We start from the raw sequence: 26,573 nt of genomic DNA, 5'->3' as shown, positions 1-26,573 counted from the left end.
TCGAAGCCAATCGTAATATCAAGTTAACACTAAAAAAGGATCTTCATGGCCGAAGATCCTTTTTTGGTGTAATCAGCTCTTTGGACCTGTCAGTTATTCGTTGGGGGCAAGTTTCCTCTTAGAATTCCCTTAGCCCCGCAACCGTTTCACCGTATCCCAATCCAACCGCTTAATCACTTCTACCAAAAGTTTCACCGTATGTTCAAAGTCATCCCGGTGCAAAATGGCCGCATGACTGTGAATATAGCGGGTAGCCACTGTAATGGCTAAAGACGGAACACCATTGCCCGCGAGATGCATTTTCCCAGCATCTGTTCCCCCGCCGGCCATAGCGTCAAACTGATAAGGAATGTTGTGCTCTTCTGCCACCTCTACCACAAGATCCCTCAGTCCCTTGTGGGCAATCATGGAAGCATCATACAGCACGATTTGCGGGCCTTCACCAATCTTGGACAAGGCCTCCTCTGGCTTAACCCCCGGTGTATCCCCGGCGATACCCACATCCACAGCAAAGGCAATATCAGGCTGGATATGATGAGCGGAGGTTTGGGCTCCTCTTAAGCCGACCTCTTCTTGGACGGTGCCTACACCAAATACCTGGTTAGGATGGTCTACATTTTTGAGACGCTTGAGCACTTCAATGGCAATGGCACAGCCGATGCGGTTATCCCAGGCCTTGGCCATCAAGAGTTTTGGATTCTTCATCACGGTGAACGGGCAAATGGGTACCACCGTATCACCCGGCCGGACACCCCACGATTCTGCTTCCTCTTTGCTGGAAGCACCAATATCGATAAACATATCCTTTTTTTCTACCGGCTTTTTGCGTGCTTCAGCCGGCAAAATGTGCGGCGGCTTGGAACCGATCACCCCTTCAATTTGCCCTTCCCGGGTGACGACCAACACACGCTGGGCCAGCATCACCTGCTCCCACCAGCCGCCAAGGGTTTGGAATTTGAGAAACCCTTTCTCCGTAATCTGGGTCACCATAAAACCGATCTCATCCAAGTGCCCAGCCACCATGATTTTGGGTCCATCTGCCTGGCCCGTTTTTTTGGCAATGAGGCTGCCTATATTGTCCGTTTCAACGGCATCAGCGTAAGGCTCTATCCAGCGCTGCATCACGGCCCGCACCTGTTGTTCATGCCCTGGGGCGCCAGGAGTTTCAGTCAGTTCTTTAAACATGCGCAAGGTTTCATCTAATTGTGTCATGATTATTCCTCCCAATTTTATGTATCTGTTACCTGATTATACCTAAGGATGGAAGCGTCTACAAGTTTGTCTGGCCCACCAAATAATTACAGATAATAGATAAAGGATTGAGCTTTTTATTCACTCAATCCTTATTAAGGGCAGCAACCGGCGCTGTGGAATGTCTGATTCTCAATTCATGCCCAACAATTGTGGGGGATAAGTCCGCTTCCTCATTTTCCAACCAATAGAGCAGCTTGTCTGTGGCCTGGTAACCCAGCCGGAAAATGTTAATGTTCACGGTTGTTAAGGCAGGGGTCGATACCCTGGAAATATAAAAGTCATTAATGCTGGCCACAGAAACATCTTCAGGCACAGATAACCCCAGTTCATCCAAGGCACTAATGACCCCCAAAGCCATCATGTCATCCACGACCACCAGAGCGGTAGGAGGATTTTCCACTTGCATCAGTTGTTTCATCCCCTGGTAACCGCCCTCAGGGAGAAAATCCTGTTCAATCAACAACTGGGCATCATAAGCAATACCTGCTTCACTCAGCGCCTCTTGATATCCGGCCAGGCGGTCCATTGTTACCACAAATTGACGGGAGCCCCCAACAAAACCAATACGCTGGTGGCCCAAATCGATCAGATGCTGGGTAATCTCTTTACCGGCCAAAATGTTGTCGTTATCCACATAAGAGATCTTGCTCGCGTGATGGGCCGGCTTACCGACCATGACAAACGGGAAATTTTTGTTCATTAAATAATCCACAACAGGGTCGTCAAACCTGGAGTATAGCACAATCACACCATCCACCCGTCTGCCCTGCACCATATCCATTACCGCCTGTTTTTGTTCCTCTTCATTTTTACCCGTGGAGAGGAACAGGGCATACCCCTTCTCATTGGCCCGGACGCTGATGCCCCGGAGCACTTCGGGGAAGAAGGGGTTGAGAAACGCTTGCTCTGTGGAACGGGGCATAATAATCCCGATGGAACGGGTCGATTTCACAGCCAAGCTGCGGGCATTGTAGTTGGGGTGGTATCCTAATTTTTCCATAGCTTCATAGACCCGTTCTTTGGTGGCCTGACTGATACGGTTACTGCCCGCAATCACTCTGGACACCGTTGAGGGGGCTACACCTGCCAGCTTGGCAACGTCTCTGATGGTTACCGACAATTTCTGTTCTCCTTTCTGCGTTGCCTGATTCGTACCGTTCTCGTTACACTCAGCTTTTGTATACTTAGTTTCATCATGTCACAATGTTGTCTTTTTCACCCTTCTAACCCTTGGTTCCTCCTGCTGTCAATCCTGTAATCAAGTATCGCTGTAAGAGCAGATAAACGATGGCAATTGGAACAGCAACCAAAATGGCACCAGCAGCGAAGCGGGTAAAGTTATTGGCAAATTGGTCATTGACAAAATTGAACAGTCCTAAGGCCAAGGTAAATTTTTCAGGACTTCTTAAGATAATCCGCGGTAAAAGGAAGTCCATGAAAGGCGCCATAAATTGAAAGAGTGCCACGACGGCTAAAATGGGTTTGGCCAGAGGCAGCATAATAGTGAAGAATACGCGGAAATGCCCTGCACCATCAATCCTGGCCGCTTCATCCAATTCCCGTGGGATGGTGTCGTAATAGCCTTTAACCAGCCAAGCCATAAACGGAATGCTTCCTCCCACATAAATAAGGATCAACCCTGTTAAGGTATCTAAAAGGTTTACCATATTAAGCATGATGTATAACGCCACCATTCCCATCAGTACAGGGAACATTTGCAACAGCAGAAAAACATACAAACCATATTTACGCCCCACAAACCGGTATCTGGAAAAGGCATAAGCCACAACGGCAGCGAGAGCGGTTGAGAACACCGAAGTAAAGAAAGCCACTATAAGGCTGTTTTTATACCAAGTGAGATAGTTGCTGCGCTCATCAAAAAACAGCCATTTATAATGTTCTAAACTCCAATTCTCGGGGATCATGGAAGCAGCATACAGACTGGTTCCTGGATTTAAAGATAAGCCGAAAGCCCAGAGCAAAGGATAAAAGATGATGATAAACATAACCAAGATGATCCCATAAATCACGGTCAATTCCAGTGCGTTTTTCAGTTTGCGGCTCAATATATTTTCCCCTCCTCTTTAAAGGCACGGGTGCGCCGGAATTGATAGAAAGCAAATCCGGCCACAAACAAACCCATGATAATCGAAATAGCTGCAGCCATGTTATAGTTGTTGGAATCAAAAGTGAGCTTGTAGACCCAGGAGATGAGTATGTCTGTTCCACCTGCATTTTGTCCTCTGATGGCTGGTCCTCCCTGGTTAAAGAGATAGATAATATTAAAATTGTTAAAGTTGCCCGCATATTGCATGATCAAGAGTGGTGCTGTGGCATACATCAGATGGGGAAAGGTGATATATTTAAACTTTTGCCAGCGTGAAGCACCATCGACCTCTGCTGCTTCATACCAATCCTTAGATACACTTTGAAGTACCCCGGTAAACAATGCAAAAATAAAGGGAAAACCGAGCCAGGTTTGAATCATAATCAAAGCAAACCGGGTCCAAAATGGATCTGAGAGCCACGGGATTTGAACCCCCAACAGCGGGCCCAAGATATCCCGGTTAATGGCCCCAAACTGATCGTTAAACATGGCCGAAAAGATAATGATGGTGACAAAGGCCGGCACAGCCCAGGGCAGAATAAACACGGTACGAATAAGCCGTTTAAATTTAACCCGTTCATCATTCACGAGAATGGCCAAAAACATCCCTAGAGCAATCTGTAAGGTGGTGGCCACAAAGGTCCAGACAATAGTCCACGATAAAACATTAATCAATGTAGACTGCCAAATCGGAACGGTTAACAAGTCAATAAAGTTTTGTAATCCCACCCAGTTGAGCAGATTTCTGGGCGGGGAATTATACAGGTTGTAATCAGTAAAGGCCAGAAGCACCATAAAGATTAAAGGAACGATCACCACAAAGATGAGCATTAATAAACCTGGTAAAACCAAGAAGTAAGGAAAGCCCTTCTCATAAACGGTTCGAAAGCCTTCCCTTAGCGTGGGAACCGGTTGACCCGCTTTCAACTTTTGGGCATCCAGATAGGCATCTCGGATATTAATGCCATACACCGTTAACCCCATCAGTAAGATAATAATCGCTATGATACCCTGCAGCATGAGCAGCACGGAATGATCCACTCTTGGAATTTCCCCAAGGGTCACAATCCCCCATAACCCGATGTTAATAAAATCATAAAAGACGATCAGGTATGAGGTTTGTAAGATAATTAGAACGAACCCCTTAACCCAGCGGCGGTTATATAATTGTCCCAGACCGGCAAACAGAATGGACAACACAAGCGCCAAAACCGGTTTGTGGTTGTGAAAGGGGTGCTTTTGATCCACTTGGGCATTGCCATTTTGAGAAGTCACGGTTCATCCCCCTTTAGTGCTGGCAATGATAAGATGGGAAGAAAACTCATCTTCCCATCTTAGCCAAATTGTTTTATTGCTTTGCTCTTAATTTCTAAAGTTATATAATGGTGTGTGTTCAACACCTGTTGTTTCTACAGGTGATTGAAAAATGCGGTTTGGGCCAGATTCCCATGTGACATGACCTTGTTGATATCAATTTATTTAAATCTAAATTTAATTACCCCTTTGCATAGCAATTTGTTCCTTAATGAGCTCTACAGCTTCTTCCAACACTTCTCGTGGATCTTCCCCTTGAGCAATAAAGTTCAGCGCATCATTCATCGGACCCCAAACCATGGACATTTCAGGAATATTGGGCATTGGTTCACCGCGGGTGGTTTGAACAGCAAAACCTGCTACTATCGGGTCATCTGCAATGAGCGGGTCTTCAATTAAATCAGGACGGGGAGGAATTTCGTTCGCCATCATGTAATAGGTTTTGGCTGATTCATAGCTGGTCATAAAGATGGCCAGATCTGTGGCCCATTCCGGATGTTCAGAGTATTCGGAGACCAGCCAGCCTTTAACTCCAATAAATGACTTTGGATAATCCCCATTATCCAATTGGGGCAGCGGAGCAGTTGCCACCTTATCCCCTAACGCTTGACGGTAGGGAGCAATACTCCATGGACCTGTCACCACCACACCCACTTTGCCATCGGTAAACAATCCATTCATAATATCTCCGGTGATGCTTTGGGGAATGTAACCTGCATCAAACCAGGATTTGATCAACTCGGCACCTTCAATGGCCCCCTCGTTAGCCAAGCCAATATCATCAGCATTAAAGCCATCATCATCAAAACCAAATACGTAGCCTCCGTAACCTGAAATGAATGGATAAGCAAAATAAAAATTGTTTGCTTCCATCAAAAAGCCATATTCATCATTAGCGGCATTCGTCAATTCTTCCGCAATTTGTAACAATTCCTGCATGGTTTCAGGTGCCTCTGGCACGAGGTCGGTATTGTACACCAGGCCATAGGTTTCAATCACCATCGGCAGAGCATATAATTCTCCTTCATAACTGAAAGCATCAAGGGCTTCCGGTGTATACTGGTTTAAAACATCTTCAGGGACATTAAGAGGTTGAGCCAAGCCTTGCAACACCACATCTCCCAGACGGTCATGGGGCTGGAAAAACAAATCAGGACCTCTTCCGGCCGGACCATCTAAAGCGATATTTTCCGTTTGTTCCAGCATAGAGAAGGGAATGACTTCTACTTCAATCCCTGTTTTATCAGTGTATTCTTCGGCAATTTTTGTAATCGCAGCCAACTGATCTTCCTCATCATTGGCCCAGATAGATAACTTAGCCGGTTTCTCTGGCATATCTTGATCAGCTTCCCCATGTGCACCCGCCTCACCTTCCTCTGGCACAGGCTCATCAGCATCCCGGTCTGGCCCGCATCCTACCAGCGCTAAAGAAAGCACTAACATTAATCCCAAAAGAATAAAGATTGTTTTCCTCATCTTGTGTTACCCCCTTTTGAAGACTTGATAATATTGACAATCAATAAAGACGCTGACAATCCAGACGTTCTGCTGAGCATCTCACCACCTTCCCTTTTTGTTTTGCAAACGGTTGCATAAAATGTTAAAAAGAGTTACCTATACTGTGCAAGTTACCTATACTGTGAAAAAAGTTCCTTTAATTAAGGCAACCGTTTTCACAATTCTATTAAATCATATTTTAAACCGTTTGAAAAGATGTTTTTTGTTGTCTATAATAAAATTAAGTTGACAATGTGAAGGCAATGTTACCGTTACAGGTACAACCTCGGCATTCTAGCGGGGGTTGTACCTTTTTTAGTGATCATAAATTGATATGGAGGGAATATTTGATGAATCTGGAAGCAGTGTTTCATCTTCCAAAGTCTCACTTTGCTTATGCGGTGGATCCGGAGACATTGCACATCAGGCTAAGAACAAAAAAAGGAGATATGTCAGCCGTTTACCTGTTGCACGGGGATAAGTACGATTGGCCCCAGTCAACGCAACTGGTCAAAATGAACTGCTTTGCCACAGATGATCTTTTTGACTATTATCAAGGGGAAATCAAGCCGCTGTTTAGACGGTGTGCTTATGCCTTTCTCCTTTCTGACGGGAACGAAAAGGTGTGGTTGACTGAAAAAGGGTTCCAAAAAAATCAGCCCGACACAGCCATGGGCCTGTTTGAATTTCCTTTTATCAATCCGGTTGATGTCTACCAATCCCCTCAATGGGTTAAGGAGGCAGTGTTTTATCAAATATTTCCGGAACGCTTTGCAAATGGGGATCCTCACAATGACCCGGAAAACGTTGAGCCATGGGGCGGAAAACCCAAACCTGACAATTTTTTTGGCGGGGATTTACAAGGGGTGATTGATCATTTGGACTATTTAAGCAAGCTGGGCATTACCGCCATCTATTTTACTCCTATTTTTGAGGCCCCCTCCAACCACAAGTATGATACCATTGACTATTTTAAAGTGGACCCCCACTTCGGGGATATTAAATTATTAAAAAAGCTGGTTGAACTGTGTCACAAGCGGGGCATCCGCGTCATGTTGGATGCGGTGTTTAACCATGCAGGTTATTATTTTCCTCCCTTTCAGGATGTCTTAAAAAACCAGGAAAAATCTAAATATAAGGATTGGTTTCATATTCGGGAGTTTCCGCTTAAAACCGATCCTATCCCCAATTTTGACACTTTTGCTTTCACACCGCTCATGCCCAAGTTGAATACAGAGCATCCAGAAGTGAAAGCTTATTTGTTAAAAGTGGCCAAATTTTGGATTGAGGAAGTGGGGATAGATGGTTGGCGGCTTGATGTCGCCAATGAAGTAGACCATCAGTTTTGGCGGGAATTCCGCCAAGTCGTCAAGGCGGTGAAACCTGATGCCTACATATTAGGAGAGGTGTGGCATCAAGCATTGCCATGGTTACAAGGGGATCAGTTTGACGCCACCATGAATTATCCACTCAGAGAATCAGTTTTAAACTTTTTCTGCAAAGAAAAGATCTCCGCCCGGCAATTTGTAGAGGAGATCAGTCATCTTCTGGGCATTTACCCATTAACAGTCAACCAAGTCCAATTTAACTTGCTTGGCTCCCACGACACTCCCCGGTTGCTTACAGTCTGCAAAGAAGACAAGCGCAAGCTGAAACTGGCTGTCACTTTCCTGATGACCTATATGGGGGTGCCTTGTATTTACTATGGTGATGAGATTGGCATGACAGGTGAAGGAGATCCTGATTGCCGCAAGCCCATGATCTGGGAGAAAGATAAACAAGATTTGGAGTTGTTCCGCTTCTATCAACAGCTGATTCAGCTGCGCAAGAGATACCGGGCCTTAAGAGACGGGAGCTTCCAATTTATTAACCTTCATTCTGAGCAAAACATTGTAGCTTACCAACGGCAGGATGAGGCTAACCGACTCCTCGTATTTCTAAACAATGAAGCAGAAGACGTACAAGTCATTATCCACTGGTCTGACTTAGATCTCGATCCAAAAAAAGGGTATAATCTTAACATTGTCTTAGGTGGGCAAAAACAAATAAGAGTCCAAACGGATCATTTGGAGCTAAGACTAAAAGCCCGCAGCCCTCTCATCATTCAGTTATGACGTTGTGAAAAACACCATCTTCCGCTCATACAAAAAAGAAGCGCAACCTACAGGCGCTTCTTTTGTTTTACCCCAGTTTCAATTTCTAATCACTTCTCCCTCAATAATCATTCAATTATGTCGATTAATCATTATATAATCATTGTAAGGGGGGAATGATGATGAGGTTTGATGTGACCGTATTGAACTTTGATCATACGTATCACCATCAGCCTCATCTTTTGCAGCACAAGCACTGTTGGATTGATTTGAGTGACTTGAAACAAGCCAACATGTATTGTTCCCAGGAAACATTAGAAGAGATTAGCCGGCGTATCAGACCGGTAAGACAACCCCGGTTAACGTTTATCGGCACCGGCAACTATCATTACGTGACCTATCTGTTCCTGGAAAAGATCTCCGAACCTTGCGACCTGGTCTTATTTGACCACCATTCCGATACCGGAGAACCTTATCCCCTGTTATCCTGTGGTTCGTGGGTTACCAAAGCATTGTCCGAACTCCCATTGCTTGAGCAAGTGATCATCATCGGCCTTCATCCCAAGTACAGCACCTCTATTCCGCCCCAATATTTCAGCCGGGTGCGTATCGTGCCCACCGCTGACCTCTTAAACCGTCCCGAAGCCAAAATTCTAAAGTGGATTAAAACCGAACACGTTTATATCAGTATTGACAAAGATGTCTTGGACCCAGCCTTCGCTTCCACAAACTGGGATCAAGGCAGCATGAGCTTGCCTCTTTTACTCCGGCTGCTGAAGGCGATCGGCCGTCACAAACAAATTCTGGGTATCGATGTCTGCGGCGAGCTTCCTTATGATCCGTTAGGTGATGTAACCTATATGGATGCAGTGCATAAAAACGAACGGGCCAACCGGGCCATCATGGACATCGCCTCCAGCTGCTAAGGAGGCGATGTCTCATCCATGGCCAGTCCCCCATGTTTCATTTATGGCAACATCTATTTAAGGTCAATCACATAAGTATCTGGATGAGATCCTGCTTCAACCGTCACCGTTAACCGCTTCTGCTCCCGTTCATACTGCCATTCCTTCACGGTGTTACCCCTTACTTCCTGCACCCCGTCCACACCATGCAAGACAAGATGACATTCCTTACGCCCGCTGTCATATTGGTAATGGTGAGGCTGATAGGTGACAGTCACCTTCCCTGAGTCTTCAGTGACACACCACTCCACAAGGTTATAGCATCCTTTTTCATACTCAAAACTGTATCCGTCATCTTCATACAACGTATACCGCTGTTCACCATGCAGACCAAAAACATGCATGGTCAACGGCGCACCCTGTTTCTCCCCAACATACTGCTCCACGACACCGTGGGGGATGATCGCCCCTTTCTTCACAAAGATGGGCATGATCTCTAAAGGCGTCGGAACCAAGACATATTGGCCGCCGCTTACCTCTTCCTTCGTCCAGTAGTTGATCCATTGTCCGCGCGGCAGATAAACCGCACGGGCGTGCATATCTGGCCGGTAAACCGGAGCAACCAGGATATCCTCTCCCACCATAAATTGGTCGGCCAAATCGTGGGTCAAAGGATCATCCGGAAACTCCATGACCAGCGGCCTTAAAATCGGGAGTCCGGTCTCGGCAGCTTGATAGAATAAAGTATACAAATGGGGCAGTAATTGATAACGGAGCTCAATATAACGACGGCAAATCGCCTCAATCTCTTCTCCGAATACCCACGGTTCCTGGCGGGGCACATCGAGAGCAGAATGATTGCGGCAAAACGGTGTAAAAGTCCCCAACTGTGTCCAGCGGGCCAGAAGCGGGCCGTTAGCCGGATGGGCAAAGCCACCGATATCCGCGCCTACAAAAGGGAGTCCTGAGATGCCCATATTCAAAAACATCGGGATACACATGGCCAAATGTTCCCAAAAACTGCGGTTATCTCCTGTCCACACCGCGGCATAACGCTGAATGCCTGCATATCCGGCTCTGGTCACCACAAACGGCCGTTCACCTGCTAACAATTCCTTCAATCCTTCGTAAGTCGCCTTGCTCATATAGTACCCGTATAAATTATGCAGCTCTTTATGCGGTTTGGGATCACCGTCATTCTTGTGAATGACATCCACATCCATAGTTTTTGTCTCGTTAAATACAGCAGGCTCATTCATATCATTCCAAATGCCTTTAATCCCCGCTTCAGTGTAATGGGCATGGAGCTTCCCCCACCACTTGCGCACTTTTTCTTCCGTAAAATCCGGAAAAGCACTCTCTCCAGGCCATACCTCGCCCGTATAGATATCCCCTTCCAGATAGCGGCAGAAATAATCCTGTTTGACCCCTTCCTGATATACCCGGTAAGAAGGGTCTTTCTTCACCCCAGGATCAACAATGGGGATCACATGAAAACCTTGTTGGCTCAGGTCCTGAATTAACTGGGGGGCGTTTGGAAAGCGAGCGGGATGCCAGGTAAAGACGCGGTAACCATCCATATAATGAATATCCAGATAAATCACATCGCAAGGAATCTGTTTTTCCCTGAAAGTCCGGGCCACTTCCCGCACTTCATCCTCTGTCTGGTAACTGTACCTGGACTGATGGTAGCCAATGGCCCACTTGGGCGGCAAGGGCATGCGTCCTGTCAGTTCCGTATATTGGCTGACCACATCCTTCAAATCTTGGCCATAAAAAAAGTAGTAATCCAGTTTGCCCGCTTCTGCTGTGAAGGAGTAGCTCTCTTCTCCAGTTAAATCAAAAATTGTTTTGCCAGGGTTATCGAGAAAAAGGCCGTACACGCCTTTTTCACTCAAACTTGTAAAAAAGGGAATGGACTGATACAAGGCATTGGTTTCCTCATTATGGGGAGCATAGACATCGGAGTTCCACATGATTTGTCTGGTGCCCCGTTTATTTAAGTAACCTGCTTTCTCCCCAAAGCCATAAAATTTCTCATCCCCGTGCATGGTTTTATGACAAAACACCTGCTTCTGCTCGGTCCATCCCATGCCCCGCACGGGATCATCCTGATGAATGACCTTTCCTTCAGGCGTATAAACAGCCAGGCGCAAAGGACGTTTTTGAACTTTTACCTTAAGCTGGGACGTTGTCAAGTGATAATATTCGTCATCTTCGCTGACATCCAGCTCAACTTCCGGCCAGTCACGTTTGTATACGGCATCGGTGGTTTTCTCGTCCACCTCTCCATAGGGATTTAGAACCACCCGGAACAGACTCGGGCTTAAAAAACGCAATAACACTTGAGCCGGGCCGCAATTAAAGTAGATACTTGCCTTGTCATGGCGCATCACTGTCACTTGGCCGATATAGAAGTGAGTGATACCTTTTTCTACTGAGATTTTATTCGGATGAATGGCTTCGCTCCCTTTCATGCGGTCACTCCTCTCGTAGGTTAAAAGGTTTTCATTTCACCTTAAAAAATTAGCAGATAATAAAATTTGAGGGTGATGCAACCGTTTGCATTAACTATTATACCATACCATTCCACAACCATACATCACTTTTTTTCAATGCTTAAAAAAGCGCAACCCTAAGTGTTTAGGTTGCGCCTGGCAAACGATTATTCTCCTTTGACCTTGCTCACCAGCTGGGCAAAGGCTTCTTTATCATTGACGGCAAGATCAGCCAGCATTTTACGGTTGATATCAATGCCAGCCTGCTTCAGGCCATGCATAAAACGGCTGTAAGATAAACCGTGCTGGCGTGCCGCCGCATTGATGCGCGTAATCCACAATTTACGGAAATCCCGTTTTCTTTGACGGCGGTCACGATAAGCATACATCAAAGATTTCATCACTTGTTGATTAGCTGTTCTAAACAAACGGTGTTTGGAACCGAAATAACCTTTGGCTAATTTTAAGATCTTTTTACGACGACGACGGGTGGCATATCCACCTTTTACACGTGGCATCGTCCATTCCCTCCTTGTGACACTAAAGTCTTCTTATATCAAATCTCGTTCATCTTATATCCGCTTATAAAAACAGTAAAAACAGTCAACGTTCCTGCTTACAGGTTATACAGCACGTCTTTCAAACGTTTGTAGTCCCCTTTGCTTACCAGAGCAGGTTTGCGCAGCTGGCGCTTGCGCTTTGCTGTTTTGCTGGCAAAAAGGTGGCTGGTATAGGCATGGGAACGTTTCAGTTTGCCTGTGGCAGTTCTTTTAAAACGCTTCACAGCGGCGCGTTTGGTTTTCATTTTTGGCATGATGAAATCCTCCTTCTTATTTCTCGGTCTTGGGGGCCAGGAACATAATCATGTTCCGTCCATCCATTGAGGGTTTTTTCTCCACAACCCCCACTTCAGCAACATCTTGGGCAAGGCGCTCTAAGAGCTCCCGTCCCAGTTCAGCGTGGGTAATTTGACGGCCCCGGAAACGGATGGTACACTTCACTTTATCCCCTTTGCTTAAGAATCTTTGCACATTGCGCATTTTGGTGTTATAATCGTGCTCTTCAATATTGGGGGTAAAGCGCACTTCTTTAACGTTGATCACCTTTTGTTTTTTGCGGGCTTCCCTCTCCCGTTTCTGCTGTTCAAACTTGAATTTGCCATAATCCATGATCCGGCAAACGGGGGGCTTGGCCTGCGGTGCAACGTTGACCAGATCAAGATTGGCATCTCGCGCCATTTGCAGCGCTTTTTTGAGCGGTACAATTCCCACCTGGTTCCCATCCACGTCAATGAGCCGCACTTCACGTGCGCGAATGTTCTCATTTACTAAATGTTCCTTGCTAATAACCCTCACACCTCCATCAAGATTAAAGGACCACACAACTTGAGCTTGCACCACACCCATCAAAAAATGCGGGCACAGGTCGCCCGCATTAATCTCCTCAGCACTTATCATTCATGAACCTGCCAACATTTCAGTCGATCAGGTGAGAAGCGGGTCGCTTCTGCTTGTTGTGTCCCATATACGGTTACAAATGAGATATTACCATGTTTGCCTGATACCTGTCAAGCTTTAAAGGTGAATTTACCGTTTGTTCTTAATTTCGTCAACCAGCATGTCAATCACTTCATTAACCGGCCGGGCGCCAATATCCCCTTCGGCACGCTTGCGGACAGCCAAGGTTTTGTTTTCAATTTCCCTGTCACCGATGACAAACATGTAAGGGATCTTTTGCAACTGGGCTTCTCTGATTTTATACCCGATTTTCTCATCCCGGGCATCCACTTCGGTGCGGATACCTGCTTGCCGCAATTGATCTGCCACCATTTCGGCATATTCCACATGAGTGGAAGCAATCGGCAATAACTTAGCTTGTACCGGAGCCAGCCACAGCGGGAAAGCCCCTTTATAGTATTCCAGCAGAAAAGCCACAAAACGTTCCATTGTACCGACCACACCGCGGTGGATCACCACAGGTCGGTGGGGTTGCCCGTCTTCGCCGATATACTCAAGTTCAAAGCGTTCTGGAAGGTGGAAATCGAGCTGGATGGTGGACAAGGTCTCATCTTTACCCAAAGCGGTACGCACTTGCACATCTAATTTAGGTCCGTAGAAAGCAGCTTCACCCTCTGCCTCCACATACTCATACCCCAGCTCGTCCATTGCTTCTTTCAGCATGCTTTGTGCCTTTTCCCACATCTCATCATTCTGTACATACTTCTCCGTATTGTTCGGGTCGCGATAGGAAAGCCGGAAATAGTAATCCTTGATTCCGAAATCATTGTAAACATGGTTCATCAGTTGAACCACCCGGATAAACTCAGATTTGATCTGGTCCGGCCGGCAGAAAATGTGGGCATCATTAAGAGTCATGGAGCGTACACGTTGCAAACCTGTTAAAGCTCCCGACATTTCATAACGGTGCATGGTGCCTAATTCGGCAATGCGCAAGGGCAGGTTGCGGTAGCTGCGTAATTCTTCCTTGTAAATCATCATATGGTGCGGACAGTTCATCGGCCGTAAGACAAGCTCTTCATGATCCATTTTCATCGGTGGATACATATCTTCGTGGTAATGATCCCAGTGGCCGGAAATTTTATACAGTTCCACATTGGCCAAATGGGGGGTGTAAACATGTTTATAACCCCATTTTTCTTCAAGGTCCACAATATAGCGTTCAATGATGCGCCGAACCGTTGCCCCGTTTGGCAGCCATAACGGCAAACCTTGGCCCACTTCCTGAGACATGGTAAAGATTTTCAATTGTTTGCCCAATTTGCGATGATCCCGTTCTTTCGCTTCTTCAAGCTGTTTAAGGTATTCTTCCAATTGTGATTGTTTGGGCCAGGCGGTTCCGTATATTCTTTGCAGCATCGGGTTATTCGAATCGCCTCTCCAGTATGCCCCGGATACACTCAATAGCTTAAACACTTTCAGCTTGCCGGTGGAAGGCACATGGGGACCGCGGCACAAATCAAAAAATTCCCCTTGCTCGTAAATAGTGATTTCCTCATCCTCGGGAAGCTCCCGGATCAGCTCCAGTTTGTATTGATCCCCAATCTCTTCATACAAGCGCAGAGCCTCTTCCCGGGAGACTACCCGCCGTTTGATCGGAAGATCTTCCTGGACAATTTTCTTCATTTCAGCTTCAATTTTGGCCAGATCGTCCTGGGAAAGGGACTCAGGCAGATCCATATCATAGTAAAATCCGTTTTCAATGACGGGGCCAACACCCAGTTTCACTTTGTCAGATCCGTAGAGCCGTTTGACGGCTTGAGCCATGAGATGGGCTGTACTGTGTCGCAATACTTCCAGACCTTCTTCCGAATCAATCGTGACCACTTCCACCTGGTCTCCCTCCTGGACAGGGGTGGAGAGATCAACAAGTTTGCCGTTTATTTTTCCAGCAATGGCTTTCTTTTTTAATCCAGGGCTGATTTTAGCAGCTACATCCTCAATCGTGCTGCCTTGCTCCACTTCTTTTTGTGCGCCATCAGGTAAAACAACAGATACAGCTGACACGGTCACCACTCCTCCTCAAATGATTACTGTTAAACATGGCGAGAACAGATCCATTTGGAGACAAACAAAAAACTCGCCCCCCTCTTAGGGACGAGCATCGTCGTGGTTCCACCCTAATTCCATGAAACAAGCCGCTCAAGCATTGCTTGATACACGCTCTCAAGCACGGCCTGCTTCATGCTCTGCATCGTAACGGGATGGCCCGGCTGCAGTTACTCTGACCTCAAGGCAGTCATTTCCCCGCAGCAGCTCTGGAGGGGGTAAACCATTCTTCTCTCTTTAGGAGCTTCCAGCCTGCGGCTCCATTCTCTGGCAAAGAGAGGGGAGAATGGTTCATGTCCTCCTCATCGCTGTTATCGACTATAACGCATTGATGATAACATCCAATTTAATTTTGTATTATAACGGTCCTAAACATGATAGTCAAGTTCTGGTGACTGAATCTGTATCTCTCGTTTCCACTGGTCGCACTGCTCACAACCCGTGCAAAGCGTCAGCCGATCGCTGAAAATGTGCTGTAAGGTGCGGATCACCGGTTGATCGGGGCAGGGGGTGTGCAAAATGATGCGGCGTGGCAGATAACTGATCAAAGCGCTGATGATTAATTCATCCTGGCTGGTGAAGGAGCCCGTCCATTCTGAGAGGCGTTCCATCAGTTTTTCTTGGCTCACCGGGTGACTATTCTGATCAAAAACATGGAAGAGGTGCTGGCCAATGTGCACCACATGCAGGAGAGCACATTTAGGCATCTGGGACCTGACAAACAACCGCAATAATTGCAGAAAGCGATCATACTCCTGGTCCAGCACGTATTCATCAATGGCACATTCAATAGCCTCCATCAATTTCTGGCAATACGCCTTCAGTCTAAATTGGAAAAATCCCTGGAGATTAAGGGCCTCAGCATCACTCAGATAGGTATACACCTGCTGGTAAATCAATTGTTTTCTTTCCATTACCTGATCTTCATCCAGCCATCCTAAGTCCTCTTCATCTTCCCGTGCGTTGAGCAACTGGTCACAATAGAGATAAAGGCGGCTAAGCTCTTGCAGTTGGCGGTAGCCATAAGTATGCTGAATAAAGTCCACCAGCAGGAAATCCTCTAATTTATCCACAACAAAATCAGCTATCAAGGAGCCGAGCACGTGCTGCCAAATCCTGCGGGCTTCATCCGTAGACAGCCTCTCCGGATAGCTGAGACAGCGAAGGGTTAATGTCTGAGGCGTATACTCAAACTGAACATCGAAATCCAATTGTTCAAACCATTTGACCGACTGGTACATATCCTCCACAAACAGCATCCATTCCTGATTCCACAGGGAATGCGCTCCTGGCTCAAACTGAATAATAAACAACAATTCACCCCCTCACCGAACCACCATTTCTACCTAGTCTATGGTCGGAGGGGGTGATCTATACATGCAAGATAAAGAGCCGTTGACCGTTTTAGCCAAGCCGTTTTACCGTTTAATCAACAACCCGCTTTTCATCCATCTGCTTCATTAAGTGGAACTTTGGCTTCCTGCTTCAAGCCCGTGAATTAATTGATACGTCTTGCGTTTGGTTTGTTCATAGCGAGCAATCTCTTCGGCATATAACTCCGTTACACCAATGTCATCCAATCCTTTGAGCAACATCTCCCGACGGTAAGGGTCCGTTGTAAACGACGTTTTCCATCCTGCTTGATCATAGATCTCCTGCTTCTCAAGATCTACAGTTAGTTCATATCCTTCGGTGGCCAATGTCCGCTTAAACAACTGGTCGACTTCCTTTTCATCCAGGGTAATGGGCAAAATACCGTTTTTAAAGCAGTTATTATAAAAGATATCGGCAAAGGAGGGCGCAATGATCACCTTAAACCCGTAATCCAAGAGTGCCCACGGGGCATGCTCGCGAGAGGAGCCACACCCGAAATTGTGACGGGTGAGCAAGATACTGGCACCCTGATACCTGGTTTCATTCAAGGTAAATTGGGGGTTGGGCGACCCGTCATCCAAATAGCGCCAGTCATAAAACAGAAACTGTCCGAAACCTGTGCGTTCGATACGCTTTAAAAATTGTTTGGGAATGATCTGGTCCGTATCCACATTCACTTTATCTAATGGTGCCACTAAACCTCTATGCCGAATGAGGGGCTCCATGCTGATCCCTCCTTGTCACATCTAGTTCACGTACATCGACAAAATGACCAAACACAGCTGCAGCAGCAGCCATCGCCGGGCTGACTAAATGGGTTCTAGCGCCTCGGCCCTGGCGGCCTTCAAAATTGCGGTTAGAAGTGGAAGCACACCGCTTGCCAGGCGGAACCACATCGGGGTTCATGCTCAGGCACATGCTGCATCCTGCTCCTCTCCACTCAAAACCAGCCTCGATAAAGATATGGTGCAATCCCTCTTCCTCTGCTTGCCGCTTCACTTTTTTGGAACCGGGGACGACAAGTGCCGTTACACCAGGTGCCACCTTGCGCCCTTTCACAATGCGGGCCGCTTCCCGCAAATCCTCAATGCGGGAGTTGGTACACGAACCGATAAAGACATAATCGACGGGAATCTCAGTGATCTTAGTCCCGGGTTTCAGCCCCATATATTCCAGAGCCTGGGCAACTGCCCGCTGTTCCACTTCGCTTTCAAAATCGCTGGGATCTGGCACGACCCCGCTGATCCCGGTGCCCATGCCAGGGTTGGTGCCCCAGGTCACCTGCGGCTCAAGGTCAGACACATCAAAGGTGACTTCTTTATCAAATGTGGCCCCCTCGTCAGTGGCCAGCGCTTTCCACTCCTCCACAGCCTGTTCAAAGGCCTCTCCCTTAGGTGCATAAAGCCGCCCGCGGAGATACTCAAAAGTGGTCTCATCTGGGGCGATTAAACCGGCTCTGGCACCAAATTCAATCGACATGTTACAGATGGTCATACGCTCTTCCATGGTCATATTTTTGATCACGGGACCGGCATATTCCACCACATAACCCGTGCCAAAGTCTACCCCATATGTGGCGATCAACCCTAAAATCACATCTTTGGCCATCACGCCTAATCCGCGCTCGCCTGTGATATTAATCCGCATGGTCCGGGGGCGCTTTTGCCACAGACACTGGGTGGCCAGCACATGTTCCACTTCACTGGTCCCGATGCCGAAGGCCAAGGCCCCAAAGGCGCCATGAGTGGAGGTGTGGCTGTCTCCGCAAACAATGGTTTTGCCCGGCAAGGTGAGCCCCAGCTCAGGTCCGATTACATGGACAATGCCTTGTTCTTCACTGTGCAAGTCGGCCAAAGGAATGCCAAACTCCTTACAGTTCTCCGTTAATGTTTTCATTTGTTTGACGGCAATCTCATCTTTGGTGGAAAAGGGATCATCCGTGGGTACATTGTGGTCCATCGTGGCAAAGGTCAAATCGGGCCGGCGCACCCGGCGCCCGGCCAGCCGCAAGCCTTCAAAGGCCTGGGGAGATGTGACTTCGTGAATCAGGTGCAAATCAATATAAATCAGGCTGGGTTTGTTTTCTTCTTCCACCACCACATGCTGCTCCCAAATTTTATCGATCATAGTTTTGGGACTCAATGTTGATCACCTCTTTTAACAATATCTCTTGACGATTGCTTTTTATTTTTCTGTGTCCTTGATCTCTTTCACCGAACCTTGGTCCTCTAATTAGGAAGGAACTTCCTGTTTCAGATAAGCCCGCACTTTTTCACCCATCTCTGTTGTGGTCAGATACCGCTCACCTTCTTGGGCCAAATCGCGGGTGCGGTAGCCGTCTTCAAGGACCTTGTGAATCGCCTGTTCAATGGCTTGGGCTTCTTGTTCCAGGTTAAAGGAGTATTTGAGCATCATGGCCACGGACAAAAAGGTGGCCAGCGGATTAGCCAGATTTTGTCCGGCAATATCCGGGGCTGAGCCGTGGACCGGTTCATACAGACCAGGCCCGCTATCGCTCAGACTGGCTGATGGGAGCATGCCCAAGGATCCGCTTAACATGGCCGCTTCATCACTTAAAATATCTCCGAACATATTCTCTGTGACTACCGTGTCAAACTGGCCGGGCCTTCTGATCAACTGCATGGCCGCATTGTCAACCAGCATATGTTCCAGCTTGACATCGGGATATTCTTTTCCGATCCGATCCGCGGTTTCTCTCCACAAACGGCTGCTATCCAATACATTGGCTTTATCGACTGAGACCAAATGTTTCTTTCTCAACCGGGCAATCTCAAAGGCTTTCCGCAACACCCGTTCGATCTCAGCCTCTGTGTAGTACAGTGTATCTACCACAGCCAGCCCTTCGTCTGTTTCTTTTCGTCCCCTGGGCTGACCAAAATAAAGTCCGCCTGTTAATTCCCGGATAATCATTAAGTTAACGCCTTCCAACACTTCCGGTTTCAGGGTTGAAGCATTAACCAGTGCTGGAAAAACGATTACAGGCCGGAGATTGGCATAGAGCTGCAATTCTTTGCGCAATTTCAACAAACCGGCTTCAGGCCTTTTCTCCCCGGGGCCATGATCCCACTTGGGGCCGCCCACCGCCCCCAGCAGGATGGCGTCGCTTTCCCGGCAGATTTGTAATGTCTCTTCAGGCAAGGGAGTCCCCGTTTTGTCCAGGGCACATCCCCCGATGTCAGCAAATTGGAACTGGAATGTATGGCCGAACTGTTTTCCCACTTCCTCTAAGAGCCGGACAGCTTCTTCAGTCACTTCAGGTCCTATCCCGTCCCCTGGCAGGACGGCAATCTGCTTGATCAAAGGGCTTTCACTCCTTTTATTTCTTCACTCTGTTTGTTCTGGACTTGCATATATTGCTCTTTAAACAAGATGCGGTTTACTGCATCCAAATAGGCCTTAGCCGATGCTTCCAGCACATCATGCTCAATACCCCGCCCGCTTGATGTTTGCCCGTGATAGTTCACTTTGACGTAGACTTCGGCCAGCGAGTCAATGCCGCTCGTGGTGGATTGGATACGGTAGTCGAGCAGTTTGACCTCACTGTCCAGTACACGCTGAATCGCATTGTACAAGGACTCAACGCTGCCCTTGCCTGTGGCTGACTCTTGCACGACCTCACCGCTGGGCAATTTAATCCCCACTGTGGTGGTGGGCACTACCGTAGACCCATAGGCCACCTGTAAGAATTGCAGTTCATAGCGTTCTTCTTTGGCTTGCACGTTGGTGTTCATGAGCAAGGTCAAAATATCGTCCTCGGTGACTTCTTTCTTTTTGGCTGTCAGATCTTTGAAAGCTTTAAACAGGTTTTGGAACGCTTCTTCGGACAGCTGCAGCCCCATTTCCTTGCATTTTTCTCTGAAGGCGTGACGGCCAGAATGTTTGCCCAGCACCATGCGGTTAGAAGACAGGCCAACCAACTCGGGTTCAATAATTTCATAGGTCAGTTTATTTTTCAGTACTCCATCCTGATGGATGCCTGATTCATGGGCAAAGGCATTGGCCCCAACCACCGCTTTGTTTGGCGGAACAGGCATCCCGGTCAATTTGCTGACCAGCTGGCTGGTGCGGATGGTTTGGGACAGGTCGAGACTGGTTTCGGCCTGATAATGATCCCGGCGGGTATACAAGGCTACACCGATCTCTTCCAAAGCGGCGTTGCCGGCCCGTTCGCCAATGCCGTTAATGGTTCCTTCTATTTGCTCCACTCCATTCTCGATGGCTGCCAGGGAATTGGCCACCGCCATACCCAAATCATCATGACAGTGGGCAGAGAGCTTCACCCTGTCAATATTGGGCACATGTTCCCGGATGTAACGGAACAGAGAGCCATACTCTTCAGGATGCATGTAACCGACGGTATCTGGAAGATTGATGACACAAGCGCCGGCATCAATCACTTTGGTAATGATCTCAACCAGAAAATCCCAATCGCTGCGGGTGGCATCCTCCGCCGACCATTGCACTTTGGGGAAGAAACGTTTGGCATATTTCACAGCGGAAACGGCCGTTTCGATTAATTCTTCTTCTGACATCTTCAATTTGTATTGCATATGGATGGGGGAGGTGGCGATAAAGACGTGCAAGCGGGGATCCACCCCATCCTTTAAGGCTTCCCAGGCAGCATCAATGTCGCTTTGCACCGAGCGGGCCAGACCGGTAACAGAACAACCTTTAATGGTTCTGGCGATGTATTGAACCGCCCGGAAGTCTCCTTCAGAGGAGGCTGGATAGCCAGCCTCCAAAATATTGACACCATACCGTTCCAGTTGATAAGCGATCTCCACTTTCTCATTGAAATGGAGATTCACCCCGGCAGACTGTTCCCCGTCTCTCAGTGTGGTGTCAAAGATGTCAATTTTTCGCACTCGTCACCACATCCTTTGCCACACTGTTTTTTCCTTTAATAAAGGGCATTTTCTCTCTCAGGCGGCGTCCCACCTGTTCAATGGGATGCTCATTGTCCCTCCGGGTCAAGGCATTAAACATGGGGCGGTTAGCTTGATTTTCCAGCACCCAGCCTTTGGCAAACTCCCCGGATTGGATTTCTTCCAGAAGCTTTTTCATCTCTTGTTTCGTTTGTTCGTTAATGATACGCGGTCCTGCCGTCAAATCTCCCCACTGGGCAGTATCAGAGATAGAGTAGCGCATACCCTCCAAGCCGCTTTCGTACAACAGGTCCACGATCAGTTTCAATTCGTGCAAACATTCAAAGTAAGCCACTTCCGGCTGGTAACCCGCTTCTGTCAACGTTTCAAACCCTGCTTTAATGAGCGCCGTGGTTCCGCCGCACAGCACCGCTTGCTCTCCAAACAAATCTGTTTCTGTTTCCTCCTTGAAAGTCGTTTCAATGACCGCTGCACGGGTACAGCCAATTCCTTTGCTGTAAGCCAAGGCGATCTCTTTGGCTTGGCCGGTGACATCCTGATAAACGGCAATCAAGCCGGGAACCCCGCCGCCTTCCTGAAACACACGGCGGACCAAATGGCCGGGTCCCTTGGGGGCAGCCAAAAAGACATCCACATTGTCAGGCGGGACTACCTGGTTGAAATGAACGTTAAACCCATGGGCAAAAGCGAGCGCCTGACCTGCTCTTAAATAGGGTTTGATTTCCTGTTCGTAGACTTGTGGTTGTTTTTCATCGGGCAAAAGCAGCATGACGATATCCGCCTGTTGGGTTGCCTTGGATACAGGATAGACCTGAAAACCGTCCTCTTCCGCCTTGCGCCAGGATTTTCCCTGCCGCAGACCGATCACCACATTGATGCCGTTATCTCTTAAGTTTTGGGCATGAGCATGGCCCTGGGAACCATAACCAATCACAGCAACTGTTTTGTCCTGCAGCACATCTAACTGAACATCGTGATCATAGTACATCTTTGCCATGGTAACCTCTCCTTTTTTACTTTTTATTGAAATACATTGATCTCTAAATGATGACGGGGCCCGTTTAAATTAGCGAGAGCGAATCGTGCTTGATGCGGGGAACTTCCCGCTCCCGTTCCCCGCCCCGCTTAAAGGCGGTCACCCCTGTACGGGCCAGCTCCTTAATGCCATAGGGGCGTAACAATTCAATCAAAGCCTCTATTTTTTCTGGATTACCCGTGGCTTGAATGGTGACACTTTCCAGGGTGACATCAATAATCGAGGCCCGAAAAGGTTCGATCAGGTTGGTCAGCTCTGCCCTTTTTTGCAGAGGACTGAGCACTTTGATCATCACCAGTTCCCGCTCCACAGCAGGCTCATTGGTGATGTCGATCACCTTAATCACATCAATCTGCTTGTGCAGTTGCTTGATAATCTGTTCATTGGTGCGCTCATCTTCCACATTGACCACAATAGTCATCCGGGACAAGCCTTCCGTCTCTGTCTTGCCAACGGTAATGCTTTCAATGTTAAAACCGCGGCGCAAAAACAAACCTGTGATCCGGTTCAGCACACCCAGGTGATCATTGACAATGACGCTTAAAATGCGCCTCATGGTTTAACCCCCTCCATTTCGTGAATCCCCTTGCCCGGCGGAATCATGGGATACACATTTTCATCAGGCGTCACCCGGCAGTCAACCAAGACGGGGCCAGGGGTGTTCAGCGCCTCTTTGATCGCTGCCCTTGCTTCTTGTTCCGTATCAGCTTTAAGCCCTTTGATCTGATAGGATTCAGCCAGTTTCACATAGTCAGGCTGATTAGGCAACAAAGACTCTGAATATCTTTCCCGGTAGAACAACTGCTGCCACTGTCTGACCATGCCCAAGGCATAGTTATTGACAATGATCACTTTGACCGGCAAATCATAATCGGTGAGGACAGAAAGCTCCTGTAAGGTCATCTGGAAACCGGCGTCTCCGACAACCGCCAGCACCGTTTGGTCACGCCTGGCGATTTGAGCCCCGATAGCTGCCGGAAAGCCAAAGCCCATGGTGCCCAGTCCCCCTGAGGTGACCCAGCGATGCGGCTCCTTAAAGGGGTAATATTGAGCTGCCCACATCTGATGTTGGCCCACATCAGTGGTCACTATGGCGTTACCGCCGGTTAATTCATGAATCATTTCGATTAACCGCTGGGGTTTCAAGGTTTGGTTATCCTCGTTGTACCATAAGGGATACTCTTTTTTGAGCCGTTCCAGGTGGCGCCACCACTCTGCGGTCTCCCCAGGCACCAGATCTTCTTCCAAGAGCATCTTTAACGCTTCTTTGGCATCACCCACCACCGGAATATCTGTCTTAACCACTTTGCCGATTTCGGCCGGATCAATATCCACATGGGCCACTTTGGCATACTTGGCAAAGTGTTTGGGATTGCCTGTCAGGCGGTCGTCAAAACGGGCACCGAAATTAATGATCAGGTCTGCTTCATACAAAGCCATATTGGCCACATACGTGCCATGCATCCCCCCCATCCCCAAAAACAAGGGATGATCTCCCGGGAAGGAACCCAGGCCTAAGAGCGTATTGACGACCGGGATATGAACGCGTTCGGCAAAGGCTCTCAGCTCCCGGTGGGCTTTGGCATGGAGCACGCCAGCCCCGGCCAGGATAACCGGCTTTTTGGCCTGTTTGACCGCAGCCACAATTTTTTGAATCTGCAGCCGGTTAGGGATGATCGTCGGCTGATATCCCCTGAGGGACACCTGTTCAGGATAATCAAACAGCCCTTCTTGATTGGAAATGTCTTTGGGAATATCGATAAGTACTGGCCCTGGACGTCCCGTGCTGGCAATATGGAACGCTTCCTTGATGATCCTGGGCAGATCAGTGACCGATTTCACCTGGTAATTGTGCTTCGTAATGGGCATGGTAATCCCTACCGTGGGGGCCTCCTGGAAAGCGTCGGTACCCATGACGGAGGTGTTAACCTGACCAGCAATGACCACGATAGGCAGGGAATCCATCATAGCATCGGTCAAACCGGTGACGATATTGGTCACGCCGGGACCTGATGTGGCAATCACCACGCCCGTTTTGCCTGTCACCCGGGCATACCCTTCAGCCGCATGAATGGCCCCCTGTTCATGCCGGGTTAAAATATGGCGAATGCCAGCATCGTACAAAGCATCATAAATGGTTAACACTGCTCCTCCCGGATAACCAAAAATCACTTCTACTCCTTCTTTTTTCAACGCCTCAACCAGCATTTGTGCCCCAGACATCATCTTCTGGCCACCATGGGCGGCCGTTTCTTCCGCTTGCAATTTTACGCTCATATTCATCCCCTCTAATCTGTTTTTGGCGAATAAAAAAACCTTTTCTTCCCCACACCACGACCGTCCGGCCAAGTAAGGGATGAAAAGATTTCCTTTCCATGGTACCACCCTTCTTCACATTGCCCTTGCGGACAATGCCTCATGAACGGAATGGCCATCCACTCCGTCCGTTTTAATAACGAGTGCAGTGCACCCGGCCTCACCTACTTGCCCTAGCGTTCAGCGAGACACTCAGGGGTGAGTTCATCTTAAGTGTGTATCACCGGTTTTCAGCTGCCCCGGCTCTCTGTAGATACACAGGCTTAAGACTACTTTTCCCCTTCAACGTTTTAACGTTATAGAGTTATCAGTTATCAAAAAGTCCTGAATCTTCAACCTCTGCTCCTTCAATTGCTCTTAAATCCCTGGTCTTATCTCACATTTAAGCTCTCAGATTCAGAACCTTGTTCACTTGAATATCAGCCCACCTGATACTTTTTTTCCGGATAAACCTTTACACCGTCAGTGACCACTAATTCACGAAAGGCTTGCAGTAAAACCTGGGTATGCGGGCCCGGCCGGCCATTGCCAATCACGCGGCCATCCACTTTTACAACCGCAATTACTTCGGCTGCTGTTCCCGTTAAGAACACTTCATCGGCGGTATAGACATCATATTGGGTAAATGGTTCCTCCTTCACCACATAGCCCTTTTCCCGGGCTAAATCGATTATGGCGTTGCGGGTAATGCCTTCTAAGGCGCCCAAATAGGTTGGCGGTGTGTACAGCACGCCGTCTTTGATGATGAAAATGTTATCACCGGAACACTCCACCACATAACCTTCCGTATTCAGCATCATCGCTTCCTTGACTCCAGCCAGATGGGCTTCAATTTTGACTAAAATGTTATTTAAATAGTTAAGCGACTTGATCTTGGGACTTAGAACATCCGGGCGGTTGCGACGGGTGGCAACTGTCACAATTTCCAGCCCTTTTTCATAAAATTCTTTAGGATATAAGGCCAATGCTTCAGCAATAACAATCACTTGAGGACGGCCACAAGTAAAGGGGTCTAAACCCAGGTTGCCTTTTCCCCGGGAGACGACAATGCGAATGTAAGCATCCTCCAAGCTGTTTTTACGCAACGTTTCACAGACAATGTGTTCCATCTCGTCCATCGTGTAGGGAATCTCAAGCATAATCACTTTAGCCGAATTGTACAGCCGCTCAAGGTGCTCCTTCAGTTTGAACACATTGCCGGAGTAGGCCCTCACGCCTTCAAACACGCCATCGCCATAAAGAAACGCATGATCATAGACCGATACCTTTGCTTCATCTTTGGTGACAAACTCACCGTCCATGAAGATCCACTGATCCACTTTGAGCACGCTCCCTTTGAGGAAATTTTTTGAACTGTCATGTTGTAGAAAGATTGGCGCAACGTCCTTTCAAAAAAGGACAAAAACCCTGCAAATAAGCCATAACGTCGCTTTAACGTCAGAACCTATCCGCAGAGGCTTTTGTCCTCACGGTGTACACCATATCCCATGGTGCTGATATCGCTCGGACCAGACCTGTAAGCTTATATGACACACTAACTCATGAAACAAGCTTACAGCGGAACCCTAGATATCCTCCTGACCCCTCAATATTCAGTGCTTTTTTAATTTTGATAGCTATTTTAATACCAGGTTCTAGCGGAGTCAAGACCATTTTTTGACTTTTTCGATTTAACGAAAAAGTTGAAAACGCTTACTCACTTGCTG

At 47.8% G+C, this 26,573-nt stretch carries 21 protein-coding genes and 2 other annotated features; of the genes, 2 read left to right on the top strand and 19 right to left on the bottom strand.

Annotation, left to right across the window (positions count from 1 at the left end; all coding sequences use genetic code 11):
* Nucleotides 1-129 precede the first annotated feature (129 nt).
* From IEW48_RS00480 to IEW48_RS00460, 5 genes are all read right to left on the bottom strand, one after another.
* Entirely contained in the window at nucleotides 130-1,212 is a 1,083-nt protein-coding gene (locus IEW48_RS00480) for a M42 family metallopeptidase (RefSeq protein WP_188622110.1), read from the bottom strand.
* Nucleotides 1,213-1,336: 124 nt separating this feature from the next.
* On the bottom strand, nucleotides 1,337-2,374 hold the full coding sequence (locus IEW48_RS00475; RefSeq protein WP_188622109.1) for a LacI family DNA-binding transcriptional regulator: 1,038 nt from the start codon (nucleotides 2,372-2,374) through the stop codon (nucleotides 1,337-1,339).
* 103 nt (nucleotides 2,375-2,477) lie between these two features.
* A complete protein-coding gene (locus tag IEW48_RS00470) occupies nucleotides 2,478-3,320 on the bottom strand; it encodes a sugar ABC transporter permease (protein WP_188622108.1) in 843 nt (280 codons plus the stop codon).
* On the bottom strand, nucleotides 3,317-4,636 hold the full coding sequence (locus IEW48_RS00465) for a sugar ABC transporter permease (protein WP_276529761.1): 1,320 nt from the start codon (nucleotides 4,634-4,636) through the stop codon (nucleotides 3,317-3,319). Before IEW48_RS00465 ends, IEW48_RS00470 begins: the two co-directional genes overlap by 4 nt.
* 216 nt (nucleotides 4,637-4,852) lie before the next feature.
* Entirely contained in the window at nucleotides 4,853-6,151 is a 1,299-nt protein-coding gene (locus tag IEW48_RS00460; protein ID WP_188622107.1) for an extracellular solute-binding protein, read from the bottom strand.
* Between the two features lie 371 nt (nucleotides 6,152-6,522).
* Between IEW48_RS00460 and IEW48_RS00455 the strand changes: the two genes are divergently transcribed.
* Nucleotides 6,523-8,286, top strand: a complete 1,764-nt coding sequence (locus IEW48_RS00455) for a glycoside hydrolase family 13 protein (RefSeq protein WP_188622106.1) — start codon at nucleotides 6,523-6,525, stop codon at nucleotides 8,284-8,286.
* A 161-nt stretch (nucleotides 8,287-8,447) separates the two neighbouring features.
* Nucleotides 8,448-9,191, top strand: coding sequence for an arginase family protein (locus tag IEW48_RS00450; protein ID WP_229703892.1), 744 nt, complete (start codon nucleotides 8,448-8,450; stop codon nucleotides 9,189-9,191).
* A gap of 53 nt (nucleotides 9,192-9,244) precedes the next feature.
* Here the strand turns inward: IEW48_RS00450 and IEW48_RS00445 are convergent, their stop codons facing one another.
* The 14 genes from IEW48_RS00445 to ilvE form a co-directional block, all read right to left on the bottom strand.
* The gene (locus tag IEW48_RS00445; protein ID WP_188622104.1) at nucleotides 9,245-11,647 is read right to left on the bottom strand and encodes a glycoside hydrolase family 31 protein; all 2,403 of its coding nucleotides are present in this window, start codon (nucleotides 11,645-11,647) and stop codon (nucleotides 9,245-9,247) included.
* A gap of 188 nt (nucleotides 11,648-11,835) precedes the next feature.
* Complete coding sequence (gene rplT, locus IEW48_RS00440; RefSeq protein WP_188622103.1) at nucleotides 11,836-12,186, bottom strand: 50S ribosomal protein L20; 351 nt, start codon at nucleotides 12,184-12,186, stop codon at nucleotides 11,836-11,838.
* A 98-nt stretch (nucleotides 12,187-12,284) separates the two neighbouring features.
* Entirely contained in the window at nucleotides 12,285-12,482 is a 198-nt protein-coding gene (gene rpmI, locus IEW48_RS00435; RefSeq protein WP_188622102.1) for a 50S ribosomal protein L35, read from the bottom strand.
* A gap of 16 nt (nucleotides 12,483-12,498) precedes the next feature.
* Nucleotides 12,499-13,074, bottom strand: coding sequence for a translation initiation factor IF-3 (infC, locus tag IEW48_RS00430; RefSeq protein ID WP_188622219.1), 576 nt, complete (start codon nucleotides 13,072-13,074; stop codon nucleotides 12,499-12,501).
* Nucleotides 13,069-13,186: a sequence feature (ribosomal protein L20 leader region), on the bottom strand. It overlaps the preceding gene by 6 nt.
* A 68-nt stretch (nucleotides 13,187-13,254) precedes the next feature.
* Nucleotides 13,255-15,192 carry a threonine--tRNA ligase gene (gene thrS, locus IEW48_RS00425; RefSeq protein ID WP_007505746.1) on the bottom strand — a complete coding sequence of 646 codons (1,938 nt, stop codon included), beginning with the start codon at nucleotides 15,190-15,192 and terminating at the stop codon, nucleotides 13,255-13,257.
* 410 nt (nucleotides 15,193-15,602) lie between these two features.
* Nucleotides 15,603-16,547, bottom strand: coding sequence for a putative sporulation protein YtxC (gene ytxC / locus IEW48_RS00420; RefSeq protein WP_188622101.1), 945 nt, complete (start codon nucleotides 16,545-16,547; stop codon nucleotides 15,603-15,605).
* A 147-nt stretch (nucleotides 16,548-16,694) separates the two neighbouring features.
* Nucleotides 16,695-17,333 (bottom strand): 3-isopropylmalate dehydratase small subunit, encoded by a 639-nt coding sequence (leuD, locus tag IEW48_RS00415; protein WP_188622100.1) that lies wholly within the window; start codon nucleotides 17,331-17,333, stop codon nucleotides 16,695-16,697.
* Nucleotides 17,311-18,750 carry a 3-isopropylmalate dehydratase large subunit gene (gene leuC / locus IEW48_RS00410; RefSeq protein WP_188622099.1) on the bottom strand — a complete coding sequence of 480 codons (1,440 nt, stop codon included), beginning with the start codon at nucleotides 18,748-18,750 and terminating at the stop codon, nucleotides 17,311-17,313. The genes leuD and leuC overlap by 23 nt, the downstream gene beginning before the upstream one ends.
* Before the next feature lie 90 nt (nucleotides 18,751-18,840).
* Entirely contained in the window at nucleotides 18,841-19,929 is a 1,089-nt protein-coding gene (leuB, locus tag IEW48_RS00405) for a 3-isopropylmalate dehydrogenase (protein WP_229703891.1), read from the bottom strand.
* Nucleotides 19,926-21,494 (bottom strand): 2-isopropylmalate synthase, encoded by a 1,569-nt coding sequence (locus IEW48_RS00400; protein ID WP_188622098.1) that lies wholly within the window; start codon nucleotides 21,492-21,494, stop codon nucleotides 19,926-19,928. The genes leuB and IEW48_RS00400 overlap by 4 nt, the downstream gene beginning before the upstream one ends.
* Nucleotides 21,481-22,512, bottom strand: coding sequence for a ketol-acid reductoisomerase (ilvC, locus tag IEW48_RS00395; protein WP_188622097.1), 1,032 nt, complete (start codon nucleotides 22,510-22,512; stop codon nucleotides 21,481-21,483). Before ilvC ends, IEW48_RS00400 begins: the two co-directional genes overlap by 14 nt.
* Before the next feature lie 64 nt (nucleotides 22,513-22,576).
* Nucleotides 22,577-23,107 (bottom strand): acetolactate synthase small subunit, encoded by a 531-nt coding sequence (gene ilvN / locus IEW48_RS00390; protein ID WP_188622096.1) that lies wholly within the window; start codon nucleotides 23,105-23,107, stop codon nucleotides 22,577-22,579.
* Nucleotides 23,104-24,828 (bottom strand): acetolactate synthase large subunit, encoded by a 1,725-nt coding sequence (gene ilvB, locus IEW48_RS00385; RefSeq protein WP_188622095.1) that lies wholly within the window; start codon nucleotides 24,826-24,828, stop codon nucleotides 23,104-23,106. Before ilvB ends, ilvN begins: the two co-directional genes overlap by 4 nt.
* Nucleotides 24,829-24,900: 72 nt before the next feature.
* Nucleotides 24,901-25,162, bottom strand: a binding site (T-box leader).
* 124 nt (nucleotides 25,163-25,286) lie between these two features.
* Nucleotides 25,287-26,186, bottom strand: coding sequence for a branched-chain-amino-acid transaminase (gene ilvE, locus IEW48_RS00380; RefSeq protein ID WP_188622094.1), 900 nt, complete (start codon nucleotides 26,184-26,186; stop codon nucleotides 25,287-25,289).
* Between the last annotated feature and the right edge of the window lie 387 nt (nucleotides 26,187-26,573).

The sequence above is a fragment of the Caldalkalibacillus thermarum genome, assembly GCF_014644735.1.
GTDB classification, from domain to species: domain Bacteria; phylum Bacillota; class Bacilli; order Caldalkalibacillales; family Caldalkalibacillaceae; genus Caldalkalibacillus; species Caldalkalibacillus thermarum.
This window is presented reverse-complemented; position numbering and strand designations above follow the sequence as displayed.

What these genes read in the sequence shown, in the direction of transcription:
- rpmI (WP_188622102.1), bottom strand. Translation starts at nt 12,482, where the DNA reads ATGCCAAAAATGAAAACCAAACGCGCCGCTGTGAAGCGTTTTAAAAGA.
- IEW48_RS00460 (WP_188622107.1), bottom strand. Translation starts at nt 6,151, where the DNA reads ATGAGGAAAACAATCTTTATTCTTTTGGGATTAATGTTAGTGCTTTCT.
- IEW48_RS00455 (WP_188622106.1), top strand. Translation starts at nt 6,523, where the DNA reads ATGAATCTGGAAGCAGTGTTTCATCTTCCAAAGTCTCACTTTGCTTAT.
- ilvC (WP_188622097.1), bottom strand. Translation starts at nt 22,512, where the DNA reads ATGGCAAAGATGTACTATGATCACGATGTTCAGTTAGATGTGCTGCAG.
- IEW48_RS00450 (WP_229703892.1), top strand. Translation starts at nt 8,448, where the DNA reads ATGAGGTTTGATGTGACCGTATTGAACTTTGATCATACGTATCACCAT.
- infC (WP_188622219.1), bottom strand. Translation starts at nt 13,074, where the DNA reads ATGGGTGTGGTGCAAGCTCAAGTTGTGTGGTCCTTTAATCTTGATGGA.
- IEW48_RS00480 (WP_188622110.1), bottom strand. Translation starts at nt 1,212, where the DNA reads ATGACACAATTAGATGAAACCTTGCGCATGTTTAAAGAACTGACTGAA.
- ilvN (WP_188622096.1), bottom strand. Translation starts at nt 23,107, where the DNA reads ATGAGGCGCATTTTAAGCGTCATTGTCAATGATCACCTGGGTGTGCTG.
- IEW48_RS00445 (WP_188622104.1), bottom strand. Translation starts at nt 11,647, where the DNA reads ATGAAAGGGAGCGAAGCCATTCATCCGAATAAAATCTCAGTAGAAAAA.
- ilvB (WP_188622095.1), bottom strand. Translation starts at nt 24,828, where the DNA reads ATGAGCGTAAAATTGCAAGCGGAAGAAACGGCCGCCCATGGTGGCCAG.
- rplT (WP_188622103.1), bottom strand. Translation starts at nt 12,186, where the DNA reads ATGCCACGTGTAAAAGGTGGATATGCCACCCGTCGTCGTCGTAAAAAG.
- leuD (WP_188622100.1), bottom strand. Translation starts at nt 17,333, where the DNA reads ATGGAGCCCCTCATTCGGCATAGAGGTTTAGTGGCACCATTAGATAAA.